General features: G+C 64.9%; 10 protein-coding genes. 4 read left to right on the plus strand and 6 right to left on the minus strand.

Translation table 11 applies throughout. The features are described 5' to 3' along the window. Positions 1-9: 9 nt before the first annotated feature. The 5 genes from ACZ5BO_RS32185 to ACZ5BO_RS32205 form a co-directional block, all read right to left on the minus strand. Positions 10-3,027: a sarcosine oxidase subunit alpha gene (locus ACZ5BO_RS32185; RefSeq protein ID WP_025131190.1), complete on the minus strand. Its 3,018-nt coding sequence runs from the start codon at positions 3,025-3,027 to the stop codon at positions 10-12. Then, the gene (locus tag ACZ5BO_RS32190; protein WP_025131189.1) at positions 3,024-3,326 is read right to left on the minus strand and encodes a sarcosine oxidase subunit delta; all 303 of its coding nucleotides are present in this window, start codon (positions 3,324-3,326) and stop codon (positions 3,024-3,026) included. Before ACZ5BO_RS32190 ends, ACZ5BO_RS32185 begins: the two co-directional genes overlap by 4 nt. A gap of 14 nt (positions 3,327-3,340) precedes the next feature. After that, entirely contained in the window at positions 3,341-4,591 is a 1,251-nt protein-coding gene (locus ACZ5BO_RS32195) for a sarcosine oxidase subunit beta family protein (protein ID WP_011063903.1), read from the minus strand. A gap of 23 nt (positions 4,592-4,614) precedes the next feature. Then, complete coding sequence (locus ACZ5BO_RS32200) at positions 4,615-5,868, minus strand: serine hydroxymethyltransferase (RefSeq protein WP_464697456.1); 1,254 nt, start codon at positions 5,866-5,868, stop codon at positions 4,615-4,617. 516 nt (positions 5,869-6,384) lie between these two features. After that, positions 6,385-7,125, minus strand: coding sequence for a TraX family protein (locus ACZ5BO_RS32205; RefSeq protein WP_464697457.1), 741 nt, complete (start codon positions 7,123-7,125; stop codon positions 6,385-6,387). Between the two features lie 100 nt (positions 7,126-7,225). Between ACZ5BO_RS32205 and ACZ5BO_RS32210 the strand changes: the two genes are divergently transcribed. The 3 genes from ACZ5BO_RS32210 (at position 7,226) to ACZ5BO_RS32220 (ending at position 11,216) form a co-directional block, all read left to right on the plus strand. After that, positions 7,226-8,266, plus strand: a complete 1,041-nt coding sequence (locus ACZ5BO_RS32210) for a threonine aldolase family protein (protein WP_464697458.1) — start codon at positions 7,226-7,228, stop codon at positions 8,264-8,266. Positions 8,267-8,946: 680 nt separating this feature from the next. Next, positions 8,947-10,392, plus strand: a complete 1,446-nt coding sequence (locus ACZ5BO_RS32215; protein ID WP_025131184.1) for a purine-cytosine permease family protein — start codon at positions 8,947-8,949, stop codon at positions 10,390-10,392. Beyond that, the gene (locus tag ACZ5BO_RS32220) at positions 10,389-11,216 is read left to right on the plus strand and encodes a nitrilase-related carbon-nitrogen hydrolase (RefSeq protein WP_025131183.1); all 828 of its coding nucleotides are present in this window, start codon (positions 10,389-10,391) and stop codon (positions 11,214-11,216) included. Before ACZ5BO_RS32215 ends, ACZ5BO_RS32220 begins: the two co-directional genes overlap by 4 nt. A gap of 70 nt (positions 11,217-11,286) precedes the next feature. Here ACZ5BO_RS32220 and gbcB read toward each other — a convergent pair whose 3' ends face one another. Beyond that, the gene (gene gbcB, locus ACZ5BO_RS32225; RefSeq protein ID WP_025131182.1) at positions 11,287-12,387 is read right to left on the minus strand and encodes a glycine-betaine demethylase subunit GbcB; all 1,101 of its coding nucleotides are present in this window, start codon (positions 12,385-12,387) and stop codon (positions 11,287-11,289) included. A 290-nt stretch (positions 12,388-12,677) separates the two neighbouring features. Between gbcB and gbcA the strand changes: the two genes are divergently transcribed. Then, positions 12,678-13,973 (plus strand): glycine-betaine demethylase subunit GbcA, encoded by a 1,296-nt coding sequence (gene gbcA, locus ACZ5BO_RS32230; protein WP_025131181.1) that lies wholly within the window; start codon positions 12,678-12,680, stop codon positions 13,971-13,973. The last annotated feature ends 13 nt before the right edge of the window (positions 13,974-13,986 follow it).

Raw genomic sequence — 13,986 nt, forward strand, 5'->3', positions numbered from 1 at the left:
TTCCTAGCCCTAAATGTTCTGGCGATCACCTTTGGGGTCGAAGAACACCGAGGAAACGATTTCCGCCTCGATCACCCGGCCATCGGCCAGGGGCGCGAAGACCCGCTCGCCCAGGCGCTTGAGACCGCCCTTGACCACGCCCAGGGCAAAGGAATAACCCAGGGAGTTGTGGGCATAGCTGGAAGTCACGTGACCGACCATGCTCATGGGAATCGCCTGCTTGGGGTTGAACACCAGCTGCGCGCCTTCCGGCAGCCACTGGGTCGGGTCGATCGGCTTCAGGCCCACCAGTTGCTTGCGCTGCTCACGCACGCAGTCTTCGCGGTTCATGCCGCGCCAGCCGATCCATGAGAACGGCTTGGTGCGGCCCACGCACCAGCCCATGTTCAGGTCGTCCGGGGTCATCGAGCCGTCGGTGTCCTGGCCGACGATGATGAAGCCCTTCTCGGCCCGCAGCACGTGCATGGTCTCGGTGCCGTAGGGGGTCAGGTTGTATTTCTTGCCAGCCTCGACGATCTGCTCCAGCACGCCCATGGCGTAGTCGGCCTGGACGTTGACCTCGTAGGACAGCTCGCCGGTGAACGAGATGCGGAACACCCGGGCCGGCACGCCGCCCACCAGGCCTTCCTTCCAGGTCATGAACGGGAAGCCGTCCTTGTCCAGGTCGATGTCGGTGACTTCGCTCAGCAGCTTGCGGCTGTTGGGCCCGGACAGGGTCATGGTGGCCCAGTGGTCGGTGACCGAGGTGAAGTACACCTTGAGGTCCGGCCATTCGGTCTGCTGGTAGATCTCCAGCCACTGCAGCACGCGAGCCGCGCCGCCGGTGGTGGTGGTCATCAGGAAGTGGTTGTCGGCCAGACAGGCGGTGACGCCGTCGTCGAAGACCATGCCGTCTTCCTTGCACATCAGGCCGTAGCGGGCCTTGCCCACGTCGAGCTTGGTCCAGGCGTTGCTGTAGATGCGGTTGAGGAACTCCCGGGCGTCCGGGCCCTGGATGTCGATCTTGCCCAGGGTCGAGGCGTCCAGCAGGCCGACGCTGTCGCGCACCGCCTGGCATTCGCGCTTGACCGCGGCATGCAGGTCCTCGCCGTTTTTCGGGAAGTACCAGGGACGTTTCCACTGGCCGACGTCCTCGAACTCGGCGCCGTTCTTCAGGTGCCAGTGATGCAGCGCGGTAAAACGCACCGGCTCGAAGATGTGCCCGCAGTGCCGGCCGGCCACGGCGCCGAAGGTGATCGGCGTGTAGTTCGGGCGGAACATGGTGGTGCCCATCTGCGGGATGCTGACGTTCAGCGAGCGGGCGGCAATGGCCAGGCCGTTGACGTTGCCCAGCTTGCCCTGGTCGGTACCGAAGCCCAGGGCGGTGTAGCGCTTGACGTGCTCCACCGACTCGAAGCCCTCGCGGGTCGCCAGTTCGATGGCGGCAGCGGTGACGTCGTTCTGCAGGTCGACGAATTGCTTCGGTGCCCGAGCGGTGCCTTTTTCGTGGGGCACCTGGAACAGCGCCAGGGTCGGTTCTTCAAGACGGGCCAGGGCCTTGGGCAGCACGCCCTCCACGGCCTGGAAACCGGCTTCGCTGGCTGCGCGCACGCCGCCTTCGAAACCATCCGCCAGGGCATCGCCGAGGCTGTAGACACCATTGATGCCGCCCACGCACACGCGTTTCTGCGGTGCTTCACCGGGCACGAAACCGAGGATGTCTTCGCGCCACACCGGCTTGCCGCCCAGGTGCGAAGCCAGGTGCACCACCGGGCTGTAGCCGCCGGAGCTGGCGATCAGGTCGCAGTCGAGCCATTCGCCGGGGCTGGTGACCTTGTGCGCCTTGACGTCGATGGCCGCCACCCGCGCGCCGGTCACATGCTTGCTGCCACGGGCCTCGATCACTGCGCTGGAGGTGAGGATGCGAATGCCCTTGGCCCGGGCTTCTTCCACCAGGGCGCCGCGGGGGTTGTGCCGCGCGTCGGCGATGGCCACCACCTGCAGGCTGGCGTCGAGCCAGTCCAGGGCCACACGGTAGGCGTGGTCGTTGTTGGTGGACAGCAGCAGTTTCTTGCCCGGGGCCACGCCGTAACGACGCACGTAGGTGGAGACGGCGCCGGCCAGCATGTTGCCCGGCACATCGTTGTTGCCATAGACCAGCGGCCGCTCATGGGCACCGGTGGCCAGCACCACGCGCTTGGCCCGCACCCGATGAATACGCTGGCGCACCTGGCCAATCGGCGCGCGATCGCCAAGGTGATCGGTGAGGCGCTGATGAATGGTCAGGAAGTTATGGTCGTGATAGCCGTTGACCGTGGCCCGCGGCAGCAGCAACACATCCGGCAGGGACTGCAGTTCGGCAACCACGCTGGCTACCCACTCCGAGGCCGGCTTGCCGTCCAGGCTTTCGCGGCTGTCCAGCAAGCTGCCGCCGAATTCTTCCTGCTCATCGGCGAGGATCACCCGGGCGCCACTGCGGGCGGCGGCCAGGGCGGCGGCGAGACCGGCGGGGCCGCCACCGACAATCAGCACGTCGCAGTGCTGGTTCATGTTGTCGTAGGTGTCCGGATCGTTCTCGGTGGGCGAACGGCCCAGGCCTGCGGCCTTGCGGATGTACTTCTCGTAGGTCATCCAGAACGATTGCGGGTACATGAAGGTTTTGTAGTAGAAGCCCGGCGGCATCAGCTTGCCGCCGACCTTGCCGAGGATCCCCATCATGTCGTTGTTGACGCTGGGCCAGCCGTTGGTGCTGGTGGCTACCAGGCCCTGGTACAGCGCCTGCTGGGTGGCGCGCACGTTGGGAATCTGGGTGGCTTCGGTGGCACCGATCTGCAGCACCGCGTTGGGCTCTTCACAACCGGCGGCAAAGATGCCTCGGGGCCGGGAGTACTTGAAGCTGCGGCCGATGATATCGACGCCGTTGGCGAGCAGGGCCGAGGCCAGGGTGTCGCCCTCGAAGCCCTTGTAGCTCTGGCCGTTGAAGGTGAAGGTCAGGACCTTGTTGCGGTCGATGCGTCCGCCGTTGGACAGGCGATTGGTCTGGCTCATACCTTCTCTCCAGCAGCCTTGGCGGTGAATTGCGGCTTGCTGCCGATCTTGTAGGTTTCAAGGATTTCGTAGGTGACGGTGTCGCGGGTGGCGTTGAAGTACTGGCGGCAACCGGCAGCGTGGATCCACAGCTCGTGATGCAGGCCACGGGGGTTGTCGCGGAAGAACATGTAGTCGCCCCACTCCTCGTCGGTGCAGGCGTTGGGGTCCAGGGGCCGTGGAATGTGAGCCTGGCCGGACGAGTGGAATTCCTCTTCGGAGCGCAGTTCGCCGCAGTGAGGACAGAAGATATGCAACATAGGGTTTTGTCCTTTTAGTGGGCGACCGCAGCAGCGCCGTGTTCATCGATCAGCGCACCGTTGTGGAAACGGTCGATGGAGAAAGGTGCGGCCAATGGGTGCATCTCGCCCTTGGCCAGGCTCGCGGCAAACACGTTGCCCGAGCCCGGAGTGGCCTTGAAGCCGCCGGTGCCCCAGCCGCAGTTGAAGAACATGTTCGGCACCGGGGTCTTGGAGATGATCGGGCAGGCGTCCGGGCTGGTGTCGACGATGCCGCCCCATTGGCGGTTCATGCGCACCCGGGACAGCACCGGGAACATCTCGACGATGGCCTGGATGGTGTGCTCGATCACCGGGTAGGAACCGCGCTGGCCGTAGCCGACCCAGCCGTCGATGCCGGCGCCGATCACCAGGTCGCCCTTGTCGGACTGGCTGATGTAGCCGTGCACCGCGTTGGACATGATCACGCTGTCGATGATCGGCTTGATCGGCTCCGACACCAGTGCTTGCAGCGGGTGGGATTCGATCGGCAGGCGGAAGCCCGCGAGCTTGGCCATGTGCCCGGAGTTGCCGGCGGTGACCACACCAACGCGCTTGGCGCCGATAAAGCCCTTGTTGGTCTCGACGCCGATGCACACGCCGTTTTCCTTGCGAAAGCCAATGACTTCGGTCTGCTGGATCAGGTCCACGCCCAGGGCGTCGGCGGCCCGGGCAAAGCCCCAGGCCACGGCGTCGTGACGGGCCACGCCGCCGCGCCGTTGCACCGTGGCGCCAAGCACCGGGTAGCGGGTGTTCTTCGAGCAGTCCAGGTAGGGGATCTCGTCCGCCACCTGCTGGGTGTTGAGCAACTCGCCGTCGATGCCGTTGAGGCGGTTGGCGCTGACCCGGCGCTCGGAATCACGGATGTCCTGCAGGGTGTGGCACAGGTTGTAGACCCCGCGCTGGGAGAACATCACGTTGTAGTTGAGGTCCTGGGACAGGCCTTCCCAGAGTTTCATGGCGTGCTCGTAGAGCTGCGCCGACTCGTCCCACAGGTAGTTGGAGCGCACGATGGTGGTGTTGCGCGCGGTGTTGCCACCGCCCAGCCAGCCCTTCTCCACCACCGCGACGTTGGTGATGCCGTGTTCCTTGGCCAGGTAGTAGGCGGTGGCCAGGCCATGCCCGCCGCCGCCGACGATGACCACGTCATAGACTTTTTTCGGGGTCGGCGTGCGCCACATGCGCTGCCAGTTTTCATGGTGGCTGAGAGAGTGCTTGAAGAGGCCGAAGCCCGAATAGCGTTGCATAGTCATTGCTCCAGTTGCGGCTCTCAGCGGTAAACCGGGAAATCAGCACACAGGGCCGCCACCTGGCGAGCGACATTGGCCTCGACGTCGGCATCGCCGAGGTGATCGAGGATGTCGCAGATCCAGCCCGCCAGCTCGGTGCACTGGGTGACCTTGAATCCGCGGGTGGTGACCGCCGGGGTGCCGATGCGCAGGCCGGACGTGACAAACGGCGACTGCGGGTCGTTGGGCACGGCGTTCTTGTTCACGGTGATATGGGCGCGGCCCAGGGCAGCATCGGCATCCTTGCCGGTCAGGCCCTGGCGAATCAGGCTGACCAGGAACAGGTGGTTGTCGGTGCCGCCGGACACTACATCGTAGCCGCGTTTGATAAACACGCCGGCCATGGCCTGGGCGTTGTCGATCACTTGCTGCTGATAGGCCTTGAAGCCCGGCTCCGACGCTTCCTTGAAGCACACCGCCTTGGCCGCAATCACGTGCATCAGCGGGCCGCCCTGGGCGCCGGGGAATACCGCGGCGTTGAGTTTCTTCTCGATCTCTTCGTTGGCCTTGGCCAGGATCAGCCCGCCACGAGGGCCGCGCAGGGTCTTGTGGGTGGTGGTGGTGACCACGTCGGCATAGGGCAGCGGGTTGGGGTACAGACCGGCGGCCACCAGCCCGGCAACGTGGGCCATGTCGACGAACAGCAGCGCCCCGACCTTGTCGGCGATCTGCCGGAAGCGCGGGAAATCCAGGGTCTTGGAGTAGGCCGAGAAGCCGGCGACGATCATCTTCGGCTTATGTTCCACGGCCAGGCGCTCGACTTCGTCGTAGTCGATCAGCCCGGTACGGGTATCGATGCCGTACTGCACGGCGTTGTACAGCTTGCCCGAGGACGACACCTTGGCCCCGTGGGTCAGGTGGCCGCCGTGGGCCAGGCTCATGCCGAGGATGGTGTCGCCGGCCTGCAGCAGGGCCAGGTACACCTCGCTGTTGGCCGAAGAGCCGGAGTGCGGCTGGACGTTGGCGTAATCGGCGCCGAACAGCTGCTTGGCGCGCTCGATGGCCAGGGCCTCGACCTTGTCCACATGCTCGCAGCCGCCGTAGTAGCGCTTGCCCGGATAGCCCTCGGCGTACTTGTTGGTCAGCCCGCTGCCTTGCGCCTGCATCACCCGCTTGCTGGTGTAGTTTTCCGACGCGATCAGCTCGATGTGATCTTCCTGGCGTTGTTCCTCGGCATTGATCGCCGCCAGCAGTGCATCGTCGTAACCCTGGATCTGGTCTTGCTTGCTGAACATCACGTCTCTCCCAGCGGCGGCGCTGCGCCTTTCGTCTCGGTGAGGCGAGCCTTACAGCTGCGCCCTTTGGATGCGATGGTATGACCGGGACGGCGAACTCAAATGCCTATGGACGCCACGCAAAGGTGCGTTTACGACATGCCCTGGCGCCCACGGATAGATGCCCGCCTGCGCCACCCGCCAACGGCTCTGGATCGGGCCTGTCCCTCCCCCGCACCGCAACGCCCCTCCCCGGTAGGAGCTGGCTTGCCAGCGAAGAGGCCCTAAAGCCGAGCGCAAACCCGACGGCCGCCTTCGCCGGCAAGCCGGCTCCTACAAAAGCGGCCACCACCTCCCCCGTAGGAGCTGGCTTGCCAGCGAAGAGGCCCTCAAGCCAGGCGCAAACCCGACGGCCGCCTTCGCCGGCAAGCCGGCTCCTACAAAAGCGGCCACCCCCCCGTAGGAGCTGGCTTGCCAGCGAAGAGGCCCTCAAGCCAGGCGCAAACCCGACGGCCGCCTTCGCCGGCAAGCCGGCTCCTACAGGGATGTGCGCAGGGCCAACAGCAGGAGAAAGTGCGCCGGGTACAGCAGGTAGGCCCAGCGGCGCATCGCCGGAAACATGCGGCCGTGCAAGGTTTGCAGCAGCAACAGCCCCAGCAACGGCGCCAGCAGACAGGCGGCAATACCATAAGTCGCCACTGGGTTGCCCAGGCGCGCCGCCGGGAACAAGGTTTGCCATAGATTGGCCGCCAGGCACAGCGCCCCAGGCAGCAGGCTGAAATACCAGGGCCGACGCAGCACCAGCACCAGAGCCAGCGGCAGCAGCACCCCGAAGGCGCCGAACATCAGCCGCTCACTGAAAACCACCGCCAGCAGCAAGGCCAGCAGGCCAAGCCCCAGGTCCAGGCCCTGGCGTCGCTGCCAGCCCCGGGCCACCAGCAGCCCCAGGGCCAAGGTGGGCAGGACATTCAAGGTGTCGGGGTCTGGAATGAACAGGCGATAGGGAATCTCGCTCAGCAGGCTGAACAGCAACAACCAGCCCAGGTAACGCCATTGTCCCGGTCGGTTGTCGGTTTCAACCCTGGCCCGGGTCAGATTCACCGCCATGGCCAGGCAGAACCAGGGAAACGCTAGGCGCCCGGGTACGTACAGCCAGTCCAGGCTCAGGCCCACATATCGCAGGTGATCGAGGACCATGCTCAGCAGCGCCAGCCATTTCAGCGCATCCAGTGCCCCGTCGCGCCGGGCAGTATCGGGTTTCAGCATCGCGTCACGCATAAATCCTTATAGGCCATGCATTATTCCGGCATAAACAGAGCGTGTGCTGGGCCATTATTCTTGGTTAAAGTGCGCACCATCATCGACCACGGAGCCGGCCATGACCGACAAGAGCCAACAATTCGCCAGCGACAACTACTCCGGCATCTGCCCTGAAGCCTGGGCAGCCATGGAGCAGGCCAATCACGGCCACGAGCGCGCTTACGGCGACGACCAGTGGACCGCTCGCGCCTCGGATCATTTCCGCAAACTCTTCGAAACCGACTGTGAAGTGTTCTTCGCCTTCAACGGCACCGCCGCCAACTCCCTGGCGCTGTCGTCGCTGTGCCAGAGTTACCACAGCGTGATCTGCTCGGAAACCGCCCACGTCGAGACCGACGAATGCGGCGCCCCGGAATTTTTCTCCAACGGCTCCAAGTTGCTGATCGCCGGCACCCATAACGGCAAGCTGACCCCGGAATCGATCCGCGAGGTGGCCCTCAAGCGCCAGGACATCCACTACCCCAAGCCGCGGGTGGTGACCCTGACCCAGGCCACCGAAGTGGGCAGCGTCTACACCCCGGAAGAAGTTCGCGCCATCAGCGCCACCTGCAAGGAACTGGGGCTGAACCTGCACATGGACGGCGCACGCTTCTCCAATGCCTGCGCCTTCCTCGGCTGCACCCCGGCGGAGCTGACCTGGAAAGCCGGGGTCGACGTGCTGTGCTTTGGCGGCACGAAAAACGGCATGGCGGTGGGCGAGGCGATCCTGTTCTTCAACCACAAGCTGGCGGAAGACTTCGACTACCGCTGCAAGCAGGCCGGGCAACTGGCCTCAAAAATGCGCTTTCTCTCGGCGCCCTGGGTCGGTTTGCTGGAAAACGACGCCTGGCTCAAGTACGCGCGCCACGCCAACCACTGCGCACAGTTGCTGGCCAAGCTGGTGGAAGACATTCCCGGCGTTGAGCTGATGTTCCCGGTGCAGGCCAACGGCGTGTTCCTGCAGCTTTCGGAACCGGCGATTGCCGCGCTGACGGCCAAGGGCTGGCGCTTCTATACCTTCATCGGCAAGGGTGGCGCGCGTTTCATGTGCTCCTGGGACACCGAGGAAGAACGGGTGCGGGAACTGGCGGCGGATATCCGCACGGTGATGAGCGCCTGACCCGCAAGCCAGGCGTCGATCCTTGCGACGCCTTCGCCGGCAATCCGGCTCCTACAAAGGCCGCGCCAGCTCCTCTCCCGTAGGAGCTGGCTTGCCAGCGAAGAGGCCCGCAAGCCAGGCGCAAATCCCGCCGACGCCTTCGCCGGCAAGCCGGCTCCTACAAAGGCTGCGCCAGCCCCTCTCCCGTAGGAGCTGGCTTGCCAGCGAAGAGGCCCGCAAGCCAGGCGCCGATCCCGCCGACGCCTTCGCCGGCAAGCCGGCTCCTACAAGGGCCGTGCCAGCTCCTCTCCCGTAGGAGCTGGCTTGCCAGCGAAGAGGCCCGCAAGCCAGGCGCCGATCCCGCCGACGCCTTCGCCGGCAAGCCGGCTCCTACAAGGGCCACGCCCTCTCCCCTCCCGTAGGAGCTGGCTTGCCAGCGAAGAGGCCCGCAAGCCAGACGCCAATCCCGCCGACGCCTTCGCCGGCAAGCCGGCTCCTACAAGGGCCGCGCCAGCCCCTCTCCCGTAGGAGCTGGCTTGCCAGCGAAGAGGCCCGCAAGCCAGGCGCAAATCCCTCCAATGCCTCCTCCGGCCGCCATCAGTTCACAGATTCCTGAACTGATTATTTGCCCCCACTGATTCAACAACCGCTGCGTTTGTCCGAGACTCCAGGGTCGACCTATAAAAACAAGGCTGTACCCCATGACGACCTCTTCTTGCGTCACCGAGAAAGCCCCGCCTCCCGGCCTGAAGATCGAGACCCGCTCCATCGACTATGTGCCCCGCGATGAACGCCACGGCAAGGTCTGGCACCAGGGCCCGTTCTGGTTCACCGGCAACTTCGTGCTCACCACCATGGTCACCGGCTTCACCGGCGCAGCCCTGGGCCTGAGCCTGCAATATGCGATCCTGGCGATCGTCATCGGCGTGTGCCTGGGCACCTTCTGCATGGCCTTCCACGCCAACCAGGGCCCGCGCATGGGCCTGCCGCAGATGATCCAGTCCCGCGCCCAGTTCGGCCTGCGGGGCGCCATCGTGCCCTTCACCGCGGTGGTGTTCGTCTACATCGGCTTCAACGTGTTCAACGTGATCCTCGCCACTGACGCCATCAACACGGTGATTCCCGGCGCCCGGGCGCCCTGGTACACCTTGATGATCGCTGTCGCGGTACTGATCGCGGTGATCGGCCATGACCTGTTGCACACCGTGCAACGCTGGCTGACCTACGTGATGATCAGCGTGTTCGCAGTGCTGACCGTCAGCGCCCTGCTGACCCTGCAGGCCGACGCCGCAGTGGCCGATGCGCACTTTTCCTGGTCGGCGTTCCTGATCCAGCTGTCGGCCGCCGCCGGCTACCAGATCAGCTATTCGGTGTACGTCTCCGACTACTCGCGCTACCTGCCGCACAAGACGCCGTCACGCCAGGTGATCTTCTGGACCTACCTGGGCGCTGCCGGCTCGGCCCTGTGGCTGATGTCCCTGGGGGCCTTTCTGGCTTCCGCCCTGCCTTCGCCGGACGCCATCGCCAGCGTGCGCGAAGTGGGCAACCGGGTGATTCCCGGGTTCGGCACCTTCACCGTGCTGATCGCGGTGCCGGCGCTGGTGGGCATCATGGCAGTCAACTGCTACGGCGCCATGCTCACCGGCATCAGCGCCATCGACGGTTTCAAATCGATCAAGCCCAACCTCAAGAGCCGGGTGACCGGGATCCTGCTGGTGGCGGTAGTGATCTTCCTGATCGCCATGAACATTCCCGAAAGCTACCTGGGCAGCTTCAACACCTTCGTGCTGCTGATGCTGTATTTCCTGGTGCCCTGGACCGCGGTCAACCTGGCGGACTTCTACCTGGTGCGCAAAGGCCGCTACGCCATCAGCGACATCTTCAACCCCGCCGGGATCTACGGCCGCTGGTCCAGCGCCGGGCTGCTGGCGTACTTCCTCGGCCTGCTGGCAATGGTGCCGTTCATGTCCCTGAGCTTCTACCAGGGGCCCTTGTCGGTGGCACTGGGCGGCGCCGACATTGCCTTCGTGATTGGCCTGGCCGTGGCCGGGCTGGTTTACTGGGGCCTGACCCGCAACCTCGACCTGGATGCGGAGCGTCTGGCCATCCAGGCCAGCGAACAGCAACTGGAAGGAGGCGCCCAATGATTCCCCAGCCCACCCTGAAAGTGGCCTGCCAGCAGCTGGCGCCACGGATCGGCGACCTGGACTACAACCGCACCCTCAGCGCCGAGGCCATCCGCCAGGCCGCCGCCCGCGGCGCCCAGGTGGTGGTGCTGCCCGAACTGGTGCAAAGCGGCTATGTGTTCACCGACCTGAAAGAGGCCCTGGCCCTGGCCGAGCCCCTCGACGGGCCGACCCTGAGCCTGTGGAAAAGCCTCGCCGAGGAACTGCAGGTGGTGATAGTCGCCGGTTTCTGCGAGCGCCTGGACGATGAACGCGTGGCCAACAGCGCCGCGCTGATCGAGCCCGAGGGCAGCCTGACGGTGTACCGCAAGGCCCACCTGTGGGATCAGGAAAACCTGATCTTCACCGCCGGCGACGAACCGCCGCCGGTGGTGGCCACGCGCTTCGGGCCGATCGCCATGATGATCTGCTACGACCTGGAGTTCCCCGAGTGGGTGCGCCTGCCCGCCCTGGCCGGCGCCGCCCTGCTATGCGCCCCAGTGAACTGGCCGGACGGCCCGCGCCCGGCCAGCGAGCGCCCGGCGGAAATGGTCCGGGTCCAGGCCAATGCGGCGGTCAACCGAATGTTCATTGCCGCCTGCGATCGCTGCGGGGAAGAGCGTGGAGTGGACTGGGTCGGAGGCTCGACCATTGTCGATGCCGACGGCTATCCCCTGGCGGGCAAGGATCGGGAGCGCCGTGAACAACTGTTGCTGGCGGACCTGGACCTGGCCCAGGCCTGGCACAAGTCCATCAGTGAACATAACCATGTGCACCTGGATCGGCGCCCGGCGCTGTATCAGTAACCTGGTTGTCTCGGTTCGCTGGCCAGCCAGCTCCTACAGGAAACGGGTGTAGGAGCCGGCTTGGCGGCGATCAGAACTCCACCCGCACGTCGCCCTTGGGCACGCTGCAGCAGGACAGGATGTAGCCTTCGGCTTCGTCTTCCTCGGTGATCCCGCCGTTGTGCTCCATCTCCACCTCGCCCCCCAGCTTGAGCACCTTGCAGGTGCCGCAGATACCCATGCCGCAGGCCTTGGGAATCATCAGGCCGAGCTTGGCCGCGGCCGCATGCACGGTTTCCCCCGGGGCCACGCGGATGCTCTTGCCCGAAGCGGTGAACTCCACCTGATGCAGGTCCGCCAGGTCCGGTTCCGGCGCCTCGGCCGCCTGTTCGGCGTGCTCCACGGCATCGGCCCGGGCTTCGGCCGGGGTCGCGCCGAAGGACTCCTCGTGGTAGCGCGTCATGTCGAAACCGGCGGCTTCCAGCAGGCGCTTGACCGCGCTCATGTAAGGCGTGGGGCCGCAGCAGAACACTTCCCGCTCGAGGAAGTCCGGGGCCATCAGTTCCAGCATCTTGTGGTTCAGGTAACCGCGATAACCGGCCCAGGGCTCGCCCAGGCCGTGCTTCTCGCAGATCAGGTGCAGGCTGAAGTTGTCGATCCGCGACGCCATGTGCTCCAGCTCGCGGTGGTAAATGATGTCCTTGGGTGAGCGGGCGCTGTGGATGAACACCATGTCGACGTTGGCATTGGTGTCGTAGAACCAGCGCGCCATGGACATCACCGGGGTAATGCCGACGCCGCCGCTGAGGTAGAGGATCTTCGGCGCCGGAAAGTCGATGGCGTTGAACAGCCCCACCGGCCCGTGCACTGCCAGTTCCTGGCCCTCGTGCAGGGTGTCGTGCAGCCAGTTGGAAACCTTGCCCCCCGGCACGCGCTTGATGGTGACCGAAAAGCTGTAGGGCACCGACGGCGAGCTGGAGATGGTGTAGGAGCGCATCACCGGCAGGCCTTCGATCTCCAGCTCCAGGGTGACGAACTGCCCGGGCTTGAAGAAGAACATGATCGGCTGGTCGGCCATGAAGCAGAAGGTCCGCACGTCCCAGGTTTCCTGGATGACTTTGACGCAACGGACGATGTGACGGCCATTGGCCCAGGTCTGGGTGGTGACCGGGTTGAGGAAGGTGTTGGACATGCTGATCTCCACGGCCGGGCGTCGGCGTCTTGTCAGCGATTCTGCGTAAGGCTTCTCGCGCCCATTTACCTATCTGCGACATTCACATGCTTATCGCGACCAGCCCCCAGGTACAGGGGCTTGCGCGTCGGGAACAGATTGGGCCATGTCGCCCATGGATAAGGTTCAAGGCGTCTGCGGACCCACACTCGCCTCCAACACGACAGCCGATTTTTCGTGACTTGCGTAGCACCCACCGTAGCCACTATTTAATTCGCCGGCCGCACCGAACGGCCATGAGGACTTGAACGATGGACGTCACCGCAACCCTGAGCTTGGGCGATCCACTGGAACCCGCACGCAAGGCCACTGCACAGATGCTGCAGGAACGCGAACGGACCTTTTCCCTGCCGCAGCCGTTCTACTGCGATGAAAGGCTGTTCGATATCGACATGCAGGAGATCTTCCAGAAGGAATGGCTGATCGCCGGCATGACCTGCGAGATTCCCACCAAGGGCAACTACATCACCCTGCAGATCGGCAAGAACCCGATCATCGTCATCCGCGGCGCCGACGGCGTGGTCCACGCCTTCCACAACGTCTGCCGCCACCGCGGCTCACGGCTGTGCACCAGCGACAAGGGCAAGGTGGCCAAGCTGGTCTGCCACTACCACCAGTGGACCTACGAACTGGACGGCCGCCTGCTGTTCGCCGGCACCGAGATGGGCGCCGACTTCGACATGAAGCAGTACGGCCTGAAACCGGTGAACGTGAAGACTGCCGGCGGCTACATCTTCATCTCCCTGGCCGAGAACCCGCCGGCCATCGACGACTTCCTCTCCACCCTGGCCCATTACATGGAGCCCTACGACATGGAGAACACCAAGGTGGCGGTGCAGACCACCTTGCACGAAAAGGCCAACTGGAAGCTGGTGCTGGAGAACAACCGCGAGTGCTACCACTGCGGCGGCTCGCACCCCGAATTGCTGAAAACCCTGCTGGAATGGGACGACGTCACCGACCCGCGGGCCGACCAGGCCTTCAAGGACCACGTGGCTGCCTCCGCCGCCGCCTGGGAAGCCGAGAAGATCCCTTACGCCCACGCCAGCTTCGGCCTGCGCAACCGCATCGTGCGCATGCCGCTGCTCAAGGGCACCGTGTCCATGACCCTGGACGGCAAGCAGGGCTGCGCCAAGCTGATGGGGCGGATCAAGAACCCGGACCTGGGCTCGATGCGCATCCTGCACCTGCCGCACTCGTGGAACCACTGCATGGGCGATCACATCATCGTGTTCACCGTGTGGCCCATCAGCGCCCAGGAAACCATCGTCACCACCAAGTGGATCGTGCACAAGGACGCGGTGGAAGGCGTGGACTACGACGTCGAGCGCATGCGCCAGGTATGGGACGCCACCAACGCCCAGGACCGGCGCCTGGCGGAAGAGAACCAGCGCGGCATCAACTCCACCGCCTACCAGCCGGGTCCGTACTCCAAGACCTACGAGTTCGGCGTGGTCAACTTCGTCGACTGGTACAGCGAGCGCATGCTGAGCAACCTCGGTGCGGAACCGGCGCCTTATCTCAAGGGCGTACCCGTACACGGCTGACACGCTCTTGCAG

This window comes from Pseudomonas sp. FFPRI_1, from assembly GCF_055384485.1.